Below are 21,456 nucleotides of genomic sequence, written 5' to 3' on the forward strand. Positions count from 1 at the left end.
GCAGCGGGGTTTAAACGCAGCTGCGGTCCCCTACTCGCATTGCACCCATATTGCCGCAAACTGTGTTACTCTCCCAGATACGCCTTGCGGACCTGGTCGTTGCCCAGAAGTTCTTTTCCCGTTCCTGAAATGGTGATGACTCCGGTTTCCATTACGTATCCGTAATCGGAAATTTCCAGCGCAGCCTTAGCATTCTGCTCGATCAGAAGCACATTCACTCCCGCTTTATTGATTTCCTTGATGATGCTGAAAATACTCTTTACAATAAGAGGGGCAAGTCCCAGGGACGGTTCGTCCATCATCAGGAGCTTGGGGCGTCCCATCAGGGAGCGAGCCACAGCCAGCATCTGCTGTTCTCCGCCGGAAAGCGTTCCTGCCGCCTGCCATTTTCTTTCTTCCAGCCTCGGAAAGAGTTCGAATACCCAATTCCTGTCTTTCGCGATTTCCACCTTGTCTTTTCTTGTATATGCTCCCAGAGCAATATTTTCGTCTACCGTCAGGTCGGGGAACACTCTTCTTCCTTCCGGAGTGAGTATGACGCCGCCCTTGACGATATTTTTCGTTTTTTCATTGGTGATGTCTTTTCCGTCATTAATCACCGAACCGGAGGTTTTCTGGATCAGACTCATGATCGCTTTCAGCGTCGTGCTCTTCCCCGCTCCATTTGCTCCCACCAGAGAAATGATCTTGCCTTCTTCTATGTTCAGGCTGATGCCTCTCAGTGCGTGAATTCCACCGTAGTGGACATGTAAATCTTTAATTTCCAGCATTATTCATCCACCCCCAGATACGCTTCGATTACGCGCGGATTGTTCTGAATCTCAGCCGGGTTGCCATCCGCAATCTTGATTCCGTAATCCAGAACATAGATCCTTTCACAGATTCCCATAACAAGCTGCATATGATGCTCGATCATCAAAATGGAAAGATCGAAATCGTCCCGGATCTTACCGATAAAATGCATCAGTTCATCGGATTCCTGCGGGTTCATTCCTGCCGCAGGTTCATCTAAAAGCAGCAAAGACGGCTTGGTGGCCAAGGCCCTTGCGATTTCAAGATGCCTTTGTTTGCCGTAAGGAAGCGAGGATGCGATGTCATCCTTATTTTTATCAAGGTCGAGAATACGCAGGAGATCCATGGATTCCGCTCTCATCTGCTGCTCCTCCTTACGATTTAACCGGAAGGTGGCGGAAAAGATATTCGCCTTGATATTCATGTGTTTTGCAATCAGTACATTCTCGAAAACGGTGAGATCTTTGAAAAGCCTGATATTCTGGAAGGTTCTTGCAACCCCCATTTTCGTGATCCTGTCAGGGGAAAGGATTATCGATTTTGTATATTTCCCCTTATTTTCCCCTTGGTAAAGCTCTTTCATCTTCCCGCGGGGATGGTTGGTTATGATCATCTTATCATTCAGGTAGAGAGCTCCGTTGGTCGGTGCATACACGCCGGTAACAACATTGAATGCCGTTGTTTTGCCTGCACCGTTTGGCCCGATCAAACCGATGATCTCACCTTTGCGGACTTCAAGGCTCAGATTGTTTACAGCAACGACTCCTCCAAACTGCATTGTGATGTCTTCTAGGCGAAGTACGCTCGTATTAGCATTATCCATTCAACGCACCTCCCTTTTTTGTAGAATTCCCCCATAATCTATTTTTGATTCTCTTAAAGAAATGAATCAGGCCATCCCAGGAAAATTCTTTCTGACCCATGATCCCTCTTCTCCAGAAGAGAACTACCAGCATGAGGATGATCGAAAAAACGACCATTCTAAATCCGGTACGAAGAAGCGGCACCTGAAAGTCACCGATCATCATAGGCTGATCGAGGAAACGCAGCCACCATTCCTTTGCCGCTGTAACCAAAAATGCTGCAATAATGCTTCCGGTAACGCTTCCCATTCCTCCGATTACGATAATGAGAAGGATGTTGTAGGTCAGCATGATCGGGAATGTGGTCGAAGTGATCGCTCCAAGGTACATTGCCAGCAAAGCCCCGGAAATTCCTGTAAAGAACGAGCTGATAATAAATGACATCTGCTTATGGGTTGAAAGCTTGATTCCCATTGCTTCCGCCGCGATCTCATCCTCCCGAATTGCTTTGAAGGCCCGCCCGTAGGAGCTGGTCAAAAGCAGTACGATGATGCCAATACAGATGGCGGTAACGATAAAGGGCGTATAATAGGAAGGATTGCCGGGAATGTTGTTGAGACCCAGTGATCCATTGGTGATACGGTTAAAGGGCGAGCTTCCAACGAGGATTCTGACGATTTCCGAGAATCCGAGGGTAGCAATCGCAAAATAATCGCTCTTAAGACGCAATACCGGAGCGCCTACGATGGCGGCGAGCAGCGCTGCGAGCAGTCCACCTGCAATAATGCCAAGCCATAGGGGAAGCTCCACATTTGCCAGGGAATCAGTGATTCCGTAAAGATAATATACATTGGCCTTTTTATCTACCGGTATAGTCAGTACCGCATAGGTGTAGGCTCCGATTGCCATAAAGCCTGCCTGTCCAAGGGAAAACAGTCCGGTGAAACCGTTCAGCAGGTTCATGGAAACTGCGACAAGCGCATAAATCGTACCGAGCTGCAGTACAGTCCGCAGCATCGAAGAGCTTGAGACTTCTTCTCCGACATAGAAGATAAAAGCCGCGATTACAAGTCCTGCGATGATGGAACAAATGATTTTCGTCTTTTTCTTCATAATCTACACCTTCTCCGCTAAAGTTTCGCCAAACAAGCCCGTTGGCCTGAACATAAGCACGACAATGAGCAGAACGAACGTAAAGACATCGCTAAATTCCGAATACCCTGCCGCTTTGATAAATGTTTCACTAATGCCGATCAAGAACCCGCCCAGTACTGCGCCCGGAATGCTTCCGATTCCGCCAAAAACTGCTGCGACGAAGCACTTGAGCCCGGGAAGCGAGCCCGCAAGGGGAAATACGGACGGACGCGGGGTGAAATAAAGCATGGAGCCCAGCGCCGCCAGAAAACATCCTATGATAAAGGTGACGCTGATAACGGTATTGATCTCAATCCCCATCAGCTTGGCGGTCTCAAAATCCTTGGATACAGCCCGCATTGCCATTCCGATCTTTGTTTTCTTAATAATAAGCATAAGAAGAATCAGTGCTCCGATCGTAATAATCGGTGTTATGAAGGTCACCACCGAAGTGGACACCTCTCCAAACGTCAAGGTTTTGTTCAGGATCGGAATTGACGGATACTGCTTCGGCAGTGCTGAGAATAAATATGTCGCCAGATTCTGAAGCAGAAATGAAACTCCGATGGCCGAAATCATGATGGACATTCTCGGCGAGGATCTCAGCGGCGAATATGCAAACTTTTCAATGAGAACTCCGAGAAGTATCGTGCTTATGATCACAATACCAGCAGAGATATACCAGGGTATCATGAAATCAACCATGGCAAAGATCATGAAGTAAGCCGCCATCATAAAAATATCGCCGTGAGCGAAATTGATCAGCCGCAGAATCCCGTATACCATTGTATATCCGATTGCGATGAGGGCATATATCCCGCCGATTGAAATGCCTGCCAGACAGTATTGTAAAAATGCTGTTGTGGTCATTATTTAGTTGCCTCCTAGATTAAAAATTAATTCAATTTGTAAAGATATATCAAGCTCGTAGCTTGACACATCTTTGCAAACTGCAGAAAGAGCGGTGGGAGGTCGATAAACCCCCCGCCGCCTCGCAATTTACAGAAATTTCCCGCGTCAAGCCTTTTTAGGCCTGTTGCTGTTATTTTACGGACTGAGTCTTTATGAACTTGAATTCCTTGCTTGTCACGGATTCATCCGTAATTGTCTTGATATAGGCGGTATCCTTGATTGCATCGCCGTTATCATCGAAGGAGATCTTTCCGGTCACGCCGTCAAAGCTTACCTTTGCAATCGCATCACGAATCGCCATGGAGTTCAATTCCGCGCCGCTTACATCCAATGACTGAAGAGCGTTGTAAATTGCCATATACGCGTCATATCCGAGAGCAGAAACCGCTGCAACGGTATCGGTGTTGGCATTATAGGTAATATTTTTAGGATCGGAATTTAGATATGTCTTAAAGTCGGTGACAAATTTTGCTGCTACAGGATTACTGGTATCATTTTCATCAAAGAAAGTTGAAAATGCAACGCCAACGGAATCCTTTGAAATGATTGTTGCATTTTCCCATGTGTCGCCGGCAAGTACCTGAGCATTGATTCCATTTGCCCTGATCTGGGGCAGAATCAAAGTTGCCGTGGTGATGGACGAAGGAATGAATACGACATCAGGATTTGCACTCTTAATTGTTGTCAGAATCGCATTGAAATCTGACTCATTTGTCTGATAGGTTTCGTCCGCGACAATCGTTCCGCCTTGTTCCGTAAATGCTTTTTTAAAATATCCCGCAAGACCAGTGGAATAGTCGTCGCCGTTCTGGCTGATGACTGCAGCGTTTTTAAAGCTCTGATCGGTGGCATATGTTGCCATTACAGTGCCCTGGAACGGGTCAAGGAAGCATACTCTGAAGTAAATGTCATTTCCCAGGGTAACCTGAGGATTTGTGCAGGATGCGCCTATCGCCGGAACTCCTGCATCAGCAAAGGTCTGGCTTGCAGCAATCGATACGCCGGAGCCATAGGAGCCGATCACAGCAACTACGCCCTTAGAGATCAGTGACTGTGCAGCTGTTACGGCAGCAGTCTTATCGGACTGGTTGTCAACTTCGACCAATTCGATTTTGTACTCTTTTCCATCGATCGCTACAGTAGGAGCTACGGAATTGGCAAAGCGGGCTCCAAGAACTTCCTGCATTCCGCCGCCGCCATTCTCACCTGTGGTCGGTTCGAAAACGCCGATTTTGATCGTGTCGCCTTCCACCGCGATGCTCTTGACTGCAGAGCCATCTGGTTTTTCCTCATCAGCAGCCCCGCCGCCGCCGCAACCTGTAAGGAATGCGCTGAGCAGCATTAAGACTACCAATAACAATGAGAGCTTTTTCATTATTTCTCCTCCTTAAGTTGCCACACATATTGTGCGGCATGATTCGACATCCCGCTTGTCTCTCACGGCTTTTTAGCGGCAAGAGACAACCATTTCCATTATACCAATTTTAGTGAAAAAGTAAATAGTACCGCCTAAAGTTATCCCCTGTGCGTCACTGGGAATTTATACAGGGATATCGGTTCGTGAGATTGCTTTGCCTCCAGCCCCTTTCTACCTTCATTATTGGAAAAGAATATTGCTTACAAGCACAAAAAAATTAACGCATAAAGTTACCCTCGTCATATTATTAAAAAAGGAAGTAAAAAAACAGAGCTTTTTATATATTAAAAGGGGTGTCCTATGAGATACAGACGTCAGCAGTACAATCTGCCTCAAGATAATCAAGCATGCCTTACATTTGAACAGTTTAATGTCCTGAACAATGTTATCTCCTTATGGCAGCGATTTTCGATGTGGAGATGGGTTCTTTTTCTCTCTAAACTCGAACAATCTCCCTACGTCAGTGCGGTTGATAAGCGGATTAATCAGGTCCCGGTCGATTTTTATAATACCTTGAGGGTATTTTTCGGCGAAAGGCTGGCAGAACAGTTCCTTGCATTGTTCCAAAGTTATGTCCTTATCCAGATAAAACTTATGGATGACCTAATCAGCGGTAATCAGGAGTCGGTGGATACTTTAACGCAGAATCTTTATGCAAAAGCAGACGAAATTGCGGCACTCCTATCAAAGCTTCCTTATTGGCAGCAAGAACAGTGGAAAACACTTCTTTATCAGGACATCAGCGCAAGTCTTGCAGATTACAGGGCAGCCTTATCAGGAGATTATGAAATGGAAATCAGCATTTATGAACGAATCCTTTTAAATGCCTCAGAAATAGGGCAATATATGGCGCGGGGCATCTTCTATGCAGGGAAGGATCCCATCCTATTACGAAGCTAATGTTCCAGTATCATACATTCTGCTTGGTTTGTCCTTATAGATATGCTACAATAGGTATCAAAAGGGGCACTGATAGAGATTCGAAAATATTTCGCTGCAAACCGCTGGAGAATCCAGTAGAATCAGTCCGAAGTAGACTTGAGTAATAATCGTGTCGCTTTAAATTGACAGAGCAGAAAGGAGAATAGAAAATGTTGTGGAAATGTACTGTTTGCCGTTATACTCATGAGGGCGACACCGCGCCTGAAGCATGTCCAAAATGCGGCGCTCCTGCCGAGAAATTTAACAGCTTATCGGATGAGGACACACAGAAGATTTATACCTCCGACAGAACCAATGATATCCACATGGAAATTATAAATCTGGCAATGGCTATCACGGAACTGGCAGAGGAAGGAATTGAAATCAACCTCGATCCACCCTGTGTATCCGTCTTTGAAAAAGCAAAGCAAGAAGCCTGGGTCATCAAGCAAAGATCAAAAGCAGAGCTTTCGGGACATATGGAAAAAGGAAAATGGTAGTATTGTAAAGTGATCTGCCCGAGTATTTTTAAAATACACATTAGGAATAACAGAGTCACTGTTATTTAGATCATCTGTTTTAATTTGAGCGATTAAGAAATGTTTTCTAATCGCTCTTTATTTTGCTTTGCATAATTTTACGTCGCGCTTCCAGACTATAGTATGGAGGTGATTTATTTTGCAAGGACAATTAAGTCAAAAGGAAAGAATGTTTTTAGAGGATTTAAAAACGGAAGAAGATCTTTGCGTTACAAAGTATACAAGCTATGCACAGCAAGCGCAAGATCCCCAGCTCAGTCAGCTGTTCAATCAGCTCGCGAATGCAGAGCAGCAGCATTATAATACAATCAACCAACTGATACAGAGCAACGGTCAGAACGGGGGACAACAAAGTCAAAGCGGGGGACAGCAAAATCAGAGCAGCCAGGGTGGGCAAAGCGGACAAGGCGGTCAGCAAGGCGGACAAACCTGGAAGCCTTCTGCCGGCGGAAAACAATTGAACCAATCTGCAGCGCAAGCCGCTCAGCAACAGATGCAGTCTGCCTCTGCTAACATTAAGCTGAACGGAAGCGGAGCAAGCGGTACGGCAAATAACACAGATAAAGTCTTGCTTCAGGATATGCTCTCTACAGAAAAGTACGTATCCAGTGCATATGACACAAGTATCTTTGAATCCGCACAGCCAACAGTAAGACAAGCGCTCCAGCACATTCAGAAGGAAGAGCAGCAGCATGGAGAGCAACTCTTTCAGTATATGAACAGCCATGGGATGTATCAGGTTCAGTAAATCATTTCATGAATGGCAGACAGAGAAACCCCAAACAACTAGAAATTGGTCGTTTGGGGTTTTTTATGAAATTTTCTAAAAAAATTATTGCTTGAAGATAACTTCCCACTCCCTCTTTAGAATGGCGTACTGAAAGGTGTTTTCATACTTGGGCGTTCCGTCGGGATAATTCGTAAAAGATATGAACTCTAGGAAGCAGGCTTCTTTGCGCATTCCAAGTCGTTCACAGAGTTTTTGCGAACGAATATTATCCTCTTCCACATAAGCATAAATCCTTCTTCCACTCTTTTCGTGGAACAGATAATTTAATAATGCTTTGGCGGACTCGTTTGCATATCCTTTCCCTTCAATTTTATCATTGAATTGCCAACCGACACTGTAGGTATCCGGTTCTTCTTTCATTGCAAATAGGTTTCCAATTATTACATCATTTTCTTTCAGACATACAGCAAGCTGTGTTGGATCTTGACTTCTATGCTTAACCGCAGCAAGGGCATCTTCAAAGGTATTAAGTTTTTCATCAAGAAAGCAATTTACACGCGGATGTGAAAGATAATCCAGTAGTCCAGCAGCATCTTTCTCTTGAAACTGCCTGATAATCAATCTTTCTGTTTCAATTCTCATCATAATGGCACCACCTTTTCGCTTCACTACTGAAAACGTTGGGCTGTACTGGTTTCGGGTCAATACAGCCCAAGTCTCTCCTCTATTCTATTGAAAAGCGCCATTAAATACAAGTCTGAAACTGCATATTCTAACAGGTACTTAACCACGGTGTAAGACGCAGAGTATCACTCGTACTGAGACTCTGCCCTATTGTAAAACCGGATAAATTTTGTGATCTAAAATTAATGGGCGGTGCATCCGCCGTATTAATCCCAGCAGTAATTCCCCCTATATTGGAACCATTGACTTGATTATATACTGCCAGATAGTAGATTGAATTTGCACTAAGTACAGTCGCAGCAGTTAATGGAAGCACCACAAGTCCTGCATTGATAGAAGTCACTGTCTGTGTTGCAGCGATCACTGTCGCTTGAAAGGTTGAGGTAGGCCGTAAAATTGCCATTTGGAAACTGCCGCTTCCGCCTCCCCTCTGCGTAACATATGCTGCCATTTGGCTTACTGTTCTATCGACTCCGCATTCAAACACCAAAGCTCCAACCGCTTGGTTGTTTCCACCGCCTTGATTGAAAGAAATCACAGCGTTAATGCTGCCTATTGAACAAGTCTCAATTGCAGATCTGGTTCCGTTTTCACCACGAGGTCCTGTGGGGCCTGTGGGGCCGCTTGATCCTGTTGGGCCCGTGGGGCCGCTTGATCCTGTTGGGCCCTGAATACCCTGAGCGCCAAAAGGTCCCTGGGGTCCTGTCGGACCTGTCGATCCTGCTGGTGTCAAGTCAGGACTAAAAAATATTTATCCTTATTGGCACCTTTTCAATCTATCCATTCATATTTGTTTGATTGAAAGTTCTGCTTTACTATGGTAAACTTACTTTATATATCTACCGTGTAGAACTTTTGTGAAACGGTAGCATGGGAAATTAACGCTCGGTGAGCAAGTTTATATAATGTGCGAGGTGGTGCAATAAATGTTTAATGAAATTTGTATCTATGAGGCAAAGATTGAAAAGCAAGAGGAAATTGAGCAACTTATGAAAGAGGTTGCCGCCTTTTATATGGAGCAGGATGGTGTTATTGAAGTTAGATATATCAAACGCACCCACCGCCAAACAGATTTTAATGCCGTTAAAGAAGGGGCATTGCCTGTTCGCCTCACACGCAATGTAGGCAAAGTCACTTATGTTTTACATTGGACTGTTAGAGATGAAGAAACTCACGCAAGGGTGTCAAAGTTAGGGTTAGAGCATTTTTACAAGCGGTGGAACAGATGCTTAACCACTATGCCAAAAATTATTTTGGGTGAAAACATTGTGTAAGGGTATGAGCACACCCTCTGTTAGTGTTTAACTTCACCTACACAATAAAATCCGACTTATCACGAAATTGAGCCGTTGCATCTAACTTGACGCAACGGCTCTTGCTTTGTCTACATGCCAAGAATAGTCCAGTCAATACTTGCATAAAGACGGTGAACGGATTTTAATTTTCATAGCACCGAACTCCTCCCTATTGTCTATATTTGATTGATTGAAACTTCCATTTTGCTATGGTAAACTTATTTTTATATTTACCGAGTAAAACTTTTTTGAAATAGCAGTGAGGAAAAAATGCCCCGAAGGGGTGTGTTGATATTTGCTTGATTCGCATTCGGCGGATCAGCATAATGAAAACTTTACTTTGAAAATGAGGAGGGAACAATTTGATTACCAAAAGTGGCAAGCAATTCAATATGTTTCCCTCACATGCAGGGCTGAGAAAATATATTCTATATTACAATATCGTATTTCCAGAAAATGATACGTTTACAGCGCACTATACGCTTATGCCTAACGCTTGCGGAACATTGTCCCTTGCCTTTGATGGAACCGCTGTAATTGTTGAACTATGGGGAGCATCCCTAACCCCTGTTTTGTTAGGAATGGAACCAAATAGTTATCAGGTCCTGTTGCTTATCCAACTTTCGCCCTATGGTTTGTATCAAATCACACGCCAAAGCCAAGCGGAGTTTGCAGACAAACGCCTTTCGCTTGAAGACATTGACAACGAGCTATTTCATTTGCTGTATCAAGCCTTTGTAATGTCTAGAACCGCGACAGATTTAGCAAATATTTGTGAAAAGATTTTATACAGGCGTATGGAAAAGTACGTTATTTCGGACGCTTTGTTATTAGCGTCTACTGTGATTTCTGATAGTCATGGACAAGTACAAGTGAAAGAAGTCGCCCGACAATCCGGTTATAGTGAGCGACAGCTAAACCGCTTGTTTCTTACACAAATCGGAATGAATATTAAAAACTATGCTCGTTTAACCCGTTTTAACTACGTGTTAAAACACATTCAAACGTCGCCTTGCTTTTTTGCGGCATTATCGCAACAAGCCGGATATTTTGACCAAGCCCATTTTGATAAAGATTTCAAGGCTATCAGCGGTGTTACCCCTCAAAAGTATCTGAAAACAATGTCGGATTTTTACTATGACGGAACAGAGATATACGATACAATATCCTCAAAGGAGGATTAAAAAATGAAATATCAAGGTTGTCTCTTAGCGGTTAAAGATATATCCGCTTCTAAGCATTTTTATGAAAATGTGCTTCATCAAAATTCGGTCATGGATATTGGCGTGCATGTAACCTTTAAGGGCTTTTCTCTGCAACAAGGTTATGCTGAACTCGTTGGATTGGCCGTCGATAGTGTGAAAGAACAGTCACACAACTTTCAAGTCTATTTTGAAGTGGAAGATTTAGACAAAGTGTATACTGAACTGAAAAGCATATCCGGTTTGCAATGGGTACATGAAATAAAAGAATACCCATGGGGGCAGCGTGACATTCGGGTATATGACCCAGACAAGCATATTGTGGAGATTGCAGAGGATATGAATACGGTTATCAAACGCTTTTTTAATCAGGGTATGTCGTCAGAAGAAGTCGCTACACGCACAATGTTTCCTCTTGAGGTTGTAAAACAGTATGCGTTAGGCTTTGGTATGTGATACACGGCGGCTTTGGTAAATCAAAGCCGCTATTTTATTCCAAACAAGATCGGAGGAGAGGGAGAATGAGTAAATATAAGCCGCTCTGGAAGGCGATAGGTCAACGCACGGAGAACAGCTTCGCGCTGACCTATGCCGAGATTGAACAGATTCTGGGCTTTCCCATCGATCACGCCTTTTTAACCTTCAAGAAGGAACTGCCCGCCTACGGCTACGAGGTGGGTAAGATCTCCATGAAGGCACAGACGGTGACGTTCAAACGCTGCGTTTGACAAGCGGCTGCGTTTCTGCCATCATCGGCTTCACCCATCTAAGAGGAGGAACACTATGAACTGGGAGCCATGGACAGGCTGTTATAAAATAAGTGATGGCTGTACAAATTGCTATTTTTATGGGCCGTATGCAAAACGCTACGGTCAAAGCACCATACAAAAAACAGATAAATTCGATTGGCCTGTAAGAAAAAATGCAAAAGGTGAATACAACATTAAAGGCAACAAAATTCTTGCAACCTGCTTTGCGACGGACTTTTTTCTTCCCGAAGCGGATGAATGGCGTAAAGAGGCTTGGGCGATCATCAAGGAAAGAACAGATATTGAGTTTTTGATTTTGACAAAGCGAATTGACCGCTTCCCCCAATCGCTTCCGTCTGATTGGGGGTCAGGCTATGACAATGTGAATATTGGCTGTACTGTCGAAAATCAAACACTCGCCGATTACAGGCTTCCACTCTTTTTATCCTATCCGATAAAGAGGAGGTTTATTGCTTGTGCTCCACTTTTAGAAATGATAGATTTAACGCCCTATCTTCATGGAGTAGACCATGTTACCGTTGGCGGCGAAACAGGACGAGAAGCCCGTATGTGCGATTATGATTGGGTACTTAATATCCGTGAACAATGCGTAAAAGCAGATGTAACCTTTTGGTTCAAGAATACAGGCTCACTTTTCAAACGCAACGGTGTAGTGGAAAAAATAAATCCATTTAAGCAAAACAGTGTGGCAAAAGAGCTCAATATTGATATTTCAGATGGGAAAAGGTTGTTCTGATCAAATCAATGGAGTAAAGCATTATTGCCTATTTTACTTCATGAATGTTCTGAACGAACCAAATGAGAAATCCCTCTTTTGGTGACTAAGTTCACCTACACAATCAAATGTGACTTGCCACTAAATTGAGCCGTTGCACCTTACTTAGATGCAACGGCTCTTGCTGTATCTACATCCCCAAAATCGTCCAAGCGTTCCTCGGAACACTCTTTTTATTATCTGTTTTCATCTACTCACACTCCTTTTTGGACATACTGGACAAGCCTCATATACTCATCCATATGGTTCCATACAATTTCAATCGCTTCACTTCCGTAGATATAGATGCTGTCGATTAGTTCATCTGCCATTTCTTTTGAAAGCTCCGTAATTCCCTCATATCGTTTGAAGCTCTCAATAATGGAAACCGGCTGTCCGTTTTCCTGATAACAGCTTTGCAGTGCCGTTTCAAGTTCAACGATTTGGGATTCTGTTTCCGCAATCTGCTTGCCAATATCGGCTTTTCGGCTTATGTAGCTGTCCTTGTCCAAAGTCCCATCCTTGTATTTTTCATATGCCTTAACTTTGGATGCTCTCAGTTTGGAAAGGATGGATTGTAACTGCCTGATCTGCTCTGTCAGGGCAGTCATATCTTGATGGCTTTGCGTTTTCACTCTGTCCAAAAGCCGTGCCATATCAAGCATGACCTCCATCTGCGTATGTATCACAGATAAAACAGTCTGTATCAAGCCGCTTTCGGAAATCCTGTCTTTGGTGCAGTCGCTGTCAGCTACATACTGGTGACTTTCACAATAATAATACGCCGTATCGGAGGGACTATTGCTCCTTCTCATAACGTGCCGACAAACCCCACATTTCACTTTACCCATCAGCGGTCTGATTTCAGTCGGTTCTGTCCTTATCCTCGCAGGGGCAGAGAAACGCTCCTGCACCGAAGCAAACAGTTCTTCCGAAACAATGGCTTCATGGGTATTGGGTACAACAATCCACTCACTTTTGGGAATGCGCTTACCGTGCTTACTCCCGACAAAAGGACTGCGATTTTTTCCGCTTACCATTTTCCCGGTGTAGCGTTCGTCACGGATAATGGTCAGGACGGTTGTGTTCATCCAGTGGTTTGTATTCCCAACCACATTGTATTTGCGGTCACAGCCCATAAGCCGCTTATAGACATATGGTGTAGGAATGTTTTCTGCGTTCAGAACATTGGCAATTTGCACGGCGTTTTTACCCTCATCTGCCATCGCAAAGATACGCCTGACAACGGCGGCAGCCTTTTCATCAATCACAAGTTTCTTGCGGTTTTCCGGCGACTTTGCATAGCCATAAGGAGCATGGCTGCCGATAAATTCGCCTTTCTCCATGCGGGTTTTCTTTGCACTCCGTACCTTTTGTGACAGGTCTTTGCTGTAAAGGGAATAAATCAAGTTCCTGAAACCCACATCAAGCCCGCCGGTCGTGCCGTCAAAATCATTACTGTCAAAACGGTCGTTTACAGAGATAAAGCGTACCCCTAAAAAGGGGAATATCTGCTCCAAATAATCTCCAATATCAATGTAGTTTCTTCCGAAACGGGATAGGTCTTTGACAATGATACACTGAATGTTTCCAGCACGCACTTCTTCTAGCAAGGCTTTCACGCCCGGACGGTCAAAATTCGTACCGCTGTAACCGTCATCGCAAAACTCAACCACTTCATACTGTGAGAGGTCTGGAGAGCTTTTCACAAAGGCGTTCAGAAGCTCCCGCTGGTTAATGATGCTGTTACTTTCGCCCTCGTTCTCGTCCTCTTGAGATAGCCGGATATACTCGGCAAGGATTTTCTTGATACTCACGAAACCCTCACCTCACTCTCCACCTCAATGAAGCCGAGCAAACTTTCAAATTCATCCCGATACCGAAAGCAGATGGACACGCTTTGATCGCTGAATATTTCCACCCGTTCTACCAGCTCGGAAATCATTTCTCCCGTTATCGCTTTGTTCCTCTTGAATTTCTTCAAGGCTGTGAGCCACGGATTTTGAGGTGTCAGCATGGTATTAAGCCTGTACTTTTGACTGGATAGTTCATCAAGTCGGCTGCGCAAAAGGGTGACATCTTTCTCGTACTTTGCTTTTGTAAAGAGATATTCCGCTTCATCAAGGAGCTTTTCCTGATAGTCCTCATACAAAGAGCTTCTGAGCATGGACAGTCTGGACAGCTTCTTTTCAGTTTCGGTTATTTCTGCGTCAACCTCGCTTTGGTGCTGGCAGAATCCTTCCTTTGCATTGAGCTTAGACACCATTCGGTCTATATCAACGGCAAGGTCAATCTGCTTGCGGATAGCCGTATAGAGAACAGAGAGTAAGTCCGGTTCGTCCATTCGCTTTTTGACACAGTCATTTTTGGCTATGTCCTCATAGGTGGCACAGCTAAAGTAATAGAGTGCTGGACCCTTTGATTTGGGCATTTTACGCCATTTCATGCTCCGTTTGCAATCACCACAGAACACAAGTCCTTTCAAGATATTCGACCGTTGCGGTTCCACTTGTTTTCTCTCACTGGACTCCCGTTCCTGCTTGATGCACCGTACCGTCGAAAAGGTTTTTTCATCAACCAAGGGTTCATGGGTGTTCTTTATTTCTACCCACTGATCCTGTGGTTGCTCCATACTACCACCCTTACCCCATAGGTCAGATTTTGATTTTCCTTGCACCATATGTCCGAGGTAAACCGGGTTGATCAAAATCCTGCGGACGGCGCTTTTATACCAATACCGCACATTGGCATAACGCTCACTTTTCAAGATGCCCTTTTCATAGCGATACTGACTTGGGGAGGGAATGCCCAACTCATTGAGTTTTTGAGCGATACGCATATCGCCCATACCATTACTCGCCCACTTAAAAATATCCCTGACAACCGGTGCGGTTTCTTCGTCAATTACCAATCTGCCGTTATCCGCTTTTTGATAGCCGTAGGCTGCGACACAGCCGGTAAATTCCCCTCTGCTTCTCTTGACTGCAAGCCCCGACTTTATCTTTTTTGATATATCTCTGGCATACACATCATGGATCAGGTTTTTCAGAGGAATGGCATACCCGTCATCCTGACTGCTGGCATTCAGACTGTCATAGGCATCATTTACGGAGATAAAGCGAACATGAAAGAATGGCAGTATTTTTTCAAGATAAGTTCCGGTTTCAATGTAGTTTCTGCCGAAACGGGACAGGTCTTTGACCACAATGCAGTTGATTTTTCCGCTCTTGATGGCATCCATCATTTCATTAAAGCCGGGACGGTCGAAATTCGTTCCTGTCTGATTGACATCCTTAAAAATGGATATGAGCTTCAGGTACGGCCTTACCGCGATGTAGCGTTCCAACATGGAAATTTGATTGCCGATAGAATCACTTTCTTTTTTTCGCTCATCTTCCTCTGAAAGCCGCCCATAAATACAGGTGTTCCATATCTTTTCAATGGGGACCTGGGCAAGATTATCTATTTGCTTTCTGCTTGTTCTCGCCATTTCACACCACCCCCTTTATGGGAGCCGGTGAAGCTGTTGCAATCAGGTCTTTTGCGTTCTCGGCAAAGCGTAAAGCTCTTTCATATTCATACTGATAGCGGAATCGGATTTCCACCCGACTGCCGGAGTAGATATTGACCCATTCGATTAGGGAAACAACTACCTTTCGGGATAGCTCTGTGATGTTCCGATTCTTCTTAAAGGCTTCAATCCAAACGCTGTTGGCTCCCTTACCCGCAAGGATCAGGGCAATATCCTGTTTCAGCCGTCCGGCAGCTTTTTCCGCTTCCTCGCACTTTCTACCATAGATTTCTTTGAACTCTCTGTACTCGTCGGCATCTATGATACCGCTTTTCAAGTCCTCATAGATAGACACTTTGAGGTTTTTATACTTTTCGATTTCCTCCTGTTTCATCAGCAGTTGGGTGTCAATCTTTCGGATTTCCTCCTGCTGCATAGGAAGAGTGTCGATAAACGAGAGAATCCGTTCGATATCAAGAATAGAAGCAATATGATTTTGAAGTGTTTTTAGAACTGCCTTTTCCAGTACCTTTTCACTGATGCAGTGGGTGGTACAGCCATCCCCGGCTTTATTCTTTGAACAATAATAGTAGGCGTACTTCTTACCGCCTGCGGGTACAATCTTTCGTACCATACCGCTTTTACAGTCGGCACAAAAAAGCAAGCCGGAAAACGGATAGACAACTTCTCCGTCTGGAGCGATACGGGTGTCCTGCGCCAGCACACGGTTTACTGTGTCAAAAATTTCTTGGGGGATAATAGGCTCATGGGTGTTTTCCACCCGAATCCATTTATCCTCCGGTTTCATAAACCGCTGCTTAATCTTGTAGTTTGGAGTGCTTTCCTTACCCTGCACAAGATGCCCTGCATAGATAGGGTTTTTCAAAATACGACCAACCGCCACAGCAGTCCACTTTGCCTTGGGGTTTACCTGAAAGCTGGTGGCAAAGTTAAGCCCTGAAAAGCGTTTATATTCCATGGGGGACGGCTCGCTGATCTCATTCAGCCTGTCGGCTATCCCTTGCTGGCTGAGTCCGTCCAGCTTCCATGCAAAAATATCCCGCACAATCTTTGCCGCATAGGGGTCTATCACGAGTTGATTTTTATTCTCCACTGATTTCATGTAACCGTAGACGGCAAAGGAGCCGATGAATTCGCCATTCTTGCGCTTTACATCAAGCTGGCTCCTGATTTTAACGGAGATGTCCCTGCAATACGCATCGTTGACGAGGTTCTTAAAAGGGATGATAATATCGTCTGACGGAGATTTTTCCTTTGCACTGTCGTAGCCGTCGTTGATGGCAATGAAACGCACGCCTAAGAACGGAAATATCCGTTCAATATATCGCCCTGCCTCGATGTAGTTTCTGCCGAAACGGGACAGGTCTTTAACTATGATGCAGTTGATCCGTCCGGCTCTTACGTCCTCCATCATCAAGTTAAAGGCAGGACGATTAAAGTCAACACCACTAAATCCGTCATCTATTCTTTCCGAACAGAGGCGGATTTCGGGCATTGACTTCACAAAATTGGTTATTAAATCTCTTTGATTGGCAATGCTGTCACTTTCTGCTTTATCGCCATCTTCTTTAGACAGGCGCAAATAGTCCACAGCATTGTATATGATTGTATCCTTATTTAATGGCATAACGAAACCTCCCGATTGAAAAAGTCAAGAAGCAAAACCTGACCTAATCAATGGGCGTCCGCTAATATTAGTCCATGTATAATTATAGCACCCCTTTCAGGATGCGTCCAGACAATATTGCCATATATCCGAACCCACACGATCAGGCTCTGCCCGAAGCAAACCACCCATATCACATCATCCTCAAAAAACTTTCCATCCTATCCTCCAGCGTGGCGCCGCTATCATTAAAGCTGATTTTGACTACTACTTTTCCGCACTTGTAGCAATATGGATTTTTAATCTGTTGGATAAAGTCCAGTATCCGTTCCTCTATGGGCAGTTTCGCATTGACTTTTGTATCGTTAATGTCAACCAGAGTATCCGGGTTGATTGTTCGGATGTCTATATTTTTCATAGCTTCAAAGTCTATGTTTGGTAATGAGTCCACCCAATCACTCCTTTCGGGGCGCAGGGCGATAAGGCTCCCTGCCTTACCGCCCTGATACAGTGTATTCTGGGCCAGCTTGTCAGGTGACAGCCGAGGGAAAAAAGCGATGAATAGGCTCCGTCCTTTTTCTTGGAGAAAAGACGGGCGCCCACTCAATCAAAGTAGGCGCCCGACTTCTTGGCCGCAATAAAGCGGTTCACATCGCAAAGCTGGTGCGTAACCGGCATATCTGGCAGGGCCGCCAGTATGTCGTTCCGGTAGCGTCTGCCCGCCCGACTGTCGAGGATAGAGAAAACACAGGTGTCTGTTTCCCTGCGGATGCCCCGGCCAAACCACTGGCGCAGCTTGATGAGCATACCCGGCACAATGACTTCGTTCAGATAGCCATAGAAGTCAGTATACAGGGTCTTTTCATATTCCAGCACCGGATCGGGAGCCGGAAACGGCAGCCGTACCACAATGAGGGAAGATAAAATATCCCCGGCAAGGTCAATGCCCTCTCCGGCGCTGTCACTGGCACAGAGGATGCCGTTTCCGCTTCTGCGAAAGGCATCGAGGGCGTCCAGACGGCCTTTGCCCATGCGGAACAGGGGAAATGCGGAAATTCGTCCGCACAGCTCGTCATATGCCTGCTCCATCATGCGGTAAGAAGTAAACAGAATGAGGGTATGCCCATGGGTGGCTTCAATCAGTTCCACCAGCCGGTTGACCACCGCCTGAAAATAACCGCTGTCTTTGTCTGAAGGCAGCGGCATATCCTGCGGCAAATACAGCAGGGCATGGTTCGGGTAATCAAAGGGAGATGCCTTGCTGGTTTCAAAAATACGGCGTTTCTCTGCCAGTATAATCCCGCTGTTTCGCTTGAAATGCGAAAAATCTCCCCCCACAGAGAGCGTGCCGGAGGTCAGGATATAAGGAATTTCTTCCTGCCAAATATCCTCCGATAATAGGAAATCAAGCTGCTTTGGCAGGGCGCAGACCCGGTAGGCCGTTGCCCCGGTTATTTCCAGCCAAAGAATAGAATTGGCATGATGAAACAGGATGGATAGCTTGGTTTCCTGCTGCTCCATGCGATTCACCAACCGGTCATACCGATCCCTTTTCTCACGGGCGGTCGTATAAAAAAGCACCGACAGCCTGCGCAGCACAACCATCAGTGTTTTCAAAGCTCGTATGCAGTTTAAGTCAATCTGTACGGCATAGCAGTTTTTATCATAGCTTGTGCCTGCGGCATACCGCAGGGCTTCAAAGAGCAGGGCATTTTGTTCCTGCATGGTTTCACACAGTCTGACGATCTCGGCCTTATCGGGATTGCCTGAACCTATGGCATGGTAAATGCTTGCCACCAGTCGTTCCAGCTCCACGTTTTCCATTGTCATACCGTACATCTGCCTTGCGGCATCAAGGAGCTTGTGCGCCTCGTCAAAAATCACCACGCCACGGGGAGGGAACAAGGACCTTCTCCCATTCTTCCTGCCAAGGACATCCGCCAGCACAAGGTTGTGGTTGGCAATCTGAAAGTCATAGCCAAGGGACTGTGCCTTTCGGATAAAGTCACGGTATCGGCAGACAGAGGACAACGGGCAGTTCAGATGGCAGCGCTCCACATTGATGCAGGATTTCACATAGTCCGTTAATGGGAGCTTATCCAAATCAAGGGGGCAGGCTCCGGTAAAAAGCCCGGTCAGGACAGAAAGCAGCTCCTTGTCCTCATGGCGGTCATTGTGTGCAATGGAGGAACGATACCCCTTTACCCGGCTGTCGCAGGCATAATGGGACTTCCCCTTGCGAACCACAAAGGACAGGGGCTTGTCAATGATGCGGTGTTCCATCAGAATATCGGAAATTTGAGGGATATATTCTTCTGTCAGTGCCTTTTGCAGAGCAATGGTGGAAGTAGAGATAATGGTCGGCAGTTTATTGTTGCTGAACAGGTTGTGGACCGTTACGGCCAGGATGTAGGCATGGGTTTTGCCTGTACCCACCTCGGCCTCGCAGAGCGCCAGCCTATTTTCCTGTAAAGACTCCAGCATTTCCAATGCAAGCGCCGCCTGATTTTCCCGAAAGTCCATACCATGTTCCGGCAGGATGTTTGAAAAAATGTGTGCCAGAAGATTTTTTGCTCTCGCAACAGGCTTGATGGAAAAGGTATTTTCCGGTTCCGATCCTGCCTGTGAAAGCATTTTTTCCATCGCCTTTTGGTATCCGCTTTCATTCAGCGGTGCCGCTTTGGAAAAGAGTCGCTTTGCCTTTAAGGTGGTAAGTTCCACCATGCGGTAGCTGTATGTTTTTCCGGTGTAGTATTCTAAAAGCACACAATTTTCGGCTGTCAGCACAATGCGTTCCTCTTGCCGGATTAAGCCTGCTTCATAAATCTTATTTTGAATATCTGCCATATAGACAGGTTGATTCATATCGTTTTGCCTCCTTTGCTTGCCTAAAGGAGCGACACAAGAATGCGGCGGAATCAGGAAAGAGGTTGAAAGTTTGATGACTCAAAAAACCTGTTCCGCCGCATGGTTTCTATCGCTCCGATAGAGCACGATAGATTTTTATATCAAAGCAAAGGTGTGACAGGCGATCCGGCTGGTGTTGCCGGACTCCATAAAAGCCGCCCCTCGTTCTATCTCAAACGAGGGTGATGCGTTTTCCCGGCCGTCTGCCGGGCTACTCAATGCGGTGAAGCGTTCAAAGTAGAAGTACCATGATAACCGACAGGGATCGTCGCAATCCGTCCCACCACAGGACGTAACTGCCGCAGACATAATCGCTCGGAGGGCATTGCCCTCGTCTTGGCGTGTCCCGGCGTGTCGCTCTCCCTGCCGGTGATGTACCCATCACACCCATATTCTGTTTTCAATGTTCAGGCGAAAGGAAATTGGAAAATCCTTTCACCCAATGTCAAAAAAACAGGGGGGTGACACATCATTCATCAAAAAATATTTTTAGTTTTTTTGAGGACCACTGTAAGCTCATCCAAACCGAATGTTGCTTAACAGACTCCATCCTTGCTATTTGCCGGGTAGACAAGCCTTGGAAGAAATGCAGAATAAAGCGGCGTCGCTGGATTTCTGTCAATTTTCCACTGTCCAGAAGTCGCTCTGCAGCTTGCATAGCTTTTGTGGTATCGCTTTTATGTATCAAGTCCAAATCAAGGGGTGGTGCGGCAAGCTGCTCTGTTTCCTCCAGCCCATTGATGCTCACGTCCAAACGGCTTGTCCGATTTTCATGTGTGACTTGCTGATGATAAATTTCATCCGACAAGGCTTTCAGTTCCAAAAAGTCTTGTGCTGTCTTGCCGGGGTTCTCTGCAAGGTAGTCCTCCAGTGTGATTTCTACAATACGGTCTGCAACTTATATACAATGCCCTCGCTGAATTTATTTAGGGCATAATCACTGTCTTTATAATTCTTCATGTTCCTTTTCCTCCGATCTGCTTTGCGAAATGCGAAAACAGATCGGAGGGTGGGGAACGGCAACGTGGGTTGGTCGAAATATTACTACACGACCCCGAATATGGTATAATTTGTAAAACAAATAGGAAATTTGTCGAAAAAAATAAGTCAGCACTTCGCCCTTGGCAAAATGCTAACTTTTTTAGGTTTACACTATTAAATTGTAGGTTTGAATTGGGATGCTTATAAATTGTTCTTTCTCTATTTACACCCCGAAAAGGGATAAAAGCGGAATATCTTCATATGGATACCTCTCTCGCCATAGCCATAGCGAAAGCCGGTATCACGAAGTCCAAAGCATCCATTAAAAGCCGCAAAAGCCTGCCCTCTGGGTATGAAGGGCAGGCTTTGCTTAACTGTCAGCAGCCAGACTATCATAGCGTCCTAAAACACCTTAGACCCTCGGCTTTGCGTCCCAGGCTTTTGCCGGGTTTGCCCATAGCTTATTGATTTGTTGTT

19 protein-coding genes, 2 pseudogenes and 1 riboswitch are annotated in these 21,456 nt (G+C 45.3%); of the genes and pseudogenes, 8 read left to right on the forward strand and 13 right to left on the reverse strand.

From position 1 onward, the window contains the following. Nucleotides 1–65: 65 nt before the first annotated feature. The 5 genes from FRZ06_13905 to FRZ06_13925 form a co-directional block, all read right to left on the reverse strand. Nucleotides 66–770 (reverse strand): ABC transporter ATP-binding protein, encoded by a 705-nt coding sequence (locus FRZ06_13905; GenBank protein QOX64361.1) that lies wholly within the window; start codon nt 768–770, stop codon nt 66–68. Next, nucleotides 770–1,615 carry an ABC transporter ATP-binding protein gene (locus FRZ06_13910; GenBank protein ID QOX64362.1) on the reverse strand — a complete coding sequence of 282 codons (846 nt, stop codon included), beginning with the start codon at nt 1,613–1,615 and terminating at the stop codon, nt 770–772. Before FRZ06_13910 ends, FRZ06_13905 begins: the two co-directional genes overlap by 1 nt. After that, a complete protein-coding gene (locus FRZ06_13915) occupies nt 1,608–2,708 on the reverse strand; it encodes a branched-chain amino acid ABC transporter permease (GenBank protein QOX64363.1) in 1,101 nt (366 codons plus the stop codon). The genes FRZ06_13910 and FRZ06_13915 overlap by 8 nt, the downstream gene beginning before the upstream one ends. Before the next feature lie 3 nt (nt 2,709–2,711). Then, a complete protein-coding gene (locus tag FRZ06_13920) occupies nt 2,712–3,599 on the reverse strand; it encodes a branched-chain amino acid ABC transporter permease (protein QOX64364.1) in 888 nt (295 codons plus the stop codon). 172 nt (nt 3,600–3,771) lie between these two features. Continuing rightward, complete coding sequence (locus FRZ06_13925) at nt 3,772–5,016, reverse strand: ABC transporter substrate-binding protein (protein QOX64365.1); 1,245 nt, start codon at nt 5,014–5,016, stop codon at nt 3,772–3,774. Nucleotides 5,017–5,358: 342 nt separating this feature from the next. On the opposite strand from FRZ06_13925, the gene FRZ06_13930 reads away from it, so the two are divergent. The 3 genes from FRZ06_13930 to FRZ06_13940 all read left to right on the forward strand — a co-directional run bounded on the left by FRZ06_13930 (nt 5,359) and on the right by FRZ06_13940 (nt 7,266). Then, on the forward strand, nt 5,359–5,958 hold the full coding sequence (locus FRZ06_13930; protein ID QOX64366.1) for a hypothetical protein: 600 nt from the start codon (nt 5,359–5,361) through the stop codon (nt 5,956–5,958). A gap of 191 nt (nt 5,959–6,149) precedes the next feature. After that, the gene (locus FRZ06_13935) at nt 6,150–6,479 is read left to right on the forward strand and encodes a rubredoxin (GenBank protein QOX64367.1); all 330 of its coding nucleotides are present in this window, start codon (nt 6,150–6,152) and stop codon (nt 6,477–6,479) included. Between the two features lie 178 nt (nt 6,480–6,657). Beyond that, complete coding sequence (locus FRZ06_13940; GenBank protein QOX64368.1) at nt 6,658–7,266, forward strand: spore coat protein; 609 nt, start codon at nt 6,658–6,660, stop codon at nt 7,264–7,266. A gap of 84 nt (nt 7,267–7,350) precedes the next feature. Here the strand turns inward: FRZ06_13940 and FRZ06_13945 are convergent, their stop codons facing one another. Together FRZ06_13945 and FRZ06_13950 are read right to left on the reverse strand one after the other, a co-directional pair. Next, a complete protein-coding gene (locus FRZ06_13945) occupies nt 7,351–7,893 on the reverse strand; it encodes a GNAT family N-acetyltransferase (GenBank protein QOX64369.1) in 543 nt (180 codons plus the stop codon). Between the two features lie 640 nt (nt 7,894–8,533). Beyond that, nucleotides 8,534–8,659: pseudogene (locus FRZ06_13950) on the reverse strand (collagen-like protein). Between the two features lie 199 nt (nt 8,660–8,858). Between FRZ06_13950 and FRZ06_13955 the strand changes: the two are divergent. The 5 genes from FRZ06_13955 (at nt 8,859) to FRZ06_13975 (ending at nt 11,935) form a co-directional block, all read left to right on the forward strand. After that, nucleotides 8,859–9,206: a hypothetical protein gene (locus FRZ06_13955; GenBank protein QOX64370.1), complete on the forward strand. Its 348-nt coding sequence runs from the start codon at nt 8,859–8,861 to the stop codon at nt 9,204–9,206. Nucleotides 9,207–9,589: 383 nt separating this feature from the next. Further along, nucleotides 9,590–10,411 carry a helix-turn-helix domain-containing protein gene (locus FRZ06_13960; protein QOX64371.1) on the forward strand — a complete coding sequence of 274 codons (822 nt, stop codon included), beginning with the start codon at nt 9,590–9,592 and terminating at the stop codon, nt 10,409–10,411. Nucleotides 10,412–10,414: 3 nt separating this feature from the next. Beyond that, nucleotides 10,415–10,885: a glyoxalase/bleomycin resistance/dioxygenase family protein gene (locus FRZ06_13965; protein QOX64372.1), complete on the forward strand. Its 471-nt coding sequence runs from the start codon at nt 10,415–10,417 to the stop codon at nt 10,883–10,885. 65 nt (nt 10,886–10,950) lie between these two features. After that, entirely contained in the window at nt 10,951–11,157 is a 207-nt protein-coding gene (locus FRZ06_13970) for a hypothetical protein (GenBank protein QOX64373.1), read from the forward strand. Between the two features lie 55 nt (nt 11,158–11,212). Then, the gene (locus FRZ06_13975) at nt 11,213–11,935 is read left to right on the forward strand and encodes a DUF5131 family protein (GenBank protein ID QOX64374.1); all 723 of its coding nucleotides are present in this window, start codon (nt 11,213–11,215) and stop codon (nt 11,933–11,935) included. Nucleotides 11,936–12,168: 233 nt separating this feature from the next. On the opposite strand, the gene FRZ06_13980 is transcribed toward FRZ06_13975, so the two are convergent. The 6 genes and pseudogenes from FRZ06_13980 to FRZ06_14005 form a co-directional block, all read right to left on the reverse strand. Further along, nucleotides 12,169–13,770 (reverse strand): recombinase family protein, encoded by a 1,602-nt coding sequence (locus FRZ06_13980; GenBank protein QOX64375.1) that lies wholly within the window; start codon nt 13,768–13,770, stop codon nt 12,169–12,171. Further along, complete coding sequence (locus FRZ06_13985) at nt 13,767–15,443, reverse strand: recombinase (protein QOX64376.1); 1,677 nt, start codon at nt 15,441–15,443, stop codon at nt 13,767–13,769. Before FRZ06_13985 ends, FRZ06_13980 begins: the two co-directional genes overlap by 4 nt. Before the next feature lies 1 nt (nt 15,444). Further along, complete coding sequence (locus FRZ06_13990) at nt 15,445–17,112, reverse strand: recombinase family protein (GenBank protein QOX64377.1); 1,668 nt, start codon at nt 17,110–17,112, stop codon at nt 15,445–15,447. 172 nt (nt 17,113–17,284) lie between these two features. Then, nucleotides 17,285–17,509: a hypothetical protein gene (locus FRZ06_13995; GenBank protein ID QOX65939.1), complete on the reverse strand. Its 225-nt coding sequence runs from the start codon at nt 17,507–17,509 to the stop codon at nt 17,285–17,287. A 185-nt stretch (nt 17,510–17,694) separates the two neighbouring features. Further along, nucleotides 17,695–19,725 (reverse strand): ATP-dependent DNA helicase, encoded by a 2,031-nt coding sequence (locus tag FRZ06_14000; protein QOX65940.1) that lies wholly within the window; start codon nt 19,723–19,725, stop codon nt 17,695–17,697. A 742-nt stretch (nt 19,726–20,467) separates the two neighbouring features. Next, nucleotides 20,468–20,958: pseudogene (locus tag FRZ06_14005) on the reverse strand (RNA polymerase subunit sigma-24). Between the two features lie 397 nt (nt 20,959–21,355). Further along, a riboswitch (cyclic di-GMP riboswitch) is annotated at nt 21,356–21,444 on the reverse strand. Nucleotides 21,445–21,456: the final 12 nt, after the last annotated feature.

This window comes from Clostridiales bacterium (assembly GCA_015243575.1).
GTDB classification, from domain to species: Bacteria; Bacillota; Clostridia; order Peptostreptococcales; family Anaerovoracaceae; genus Anoxybacterium; species Anoxybacterium hadale.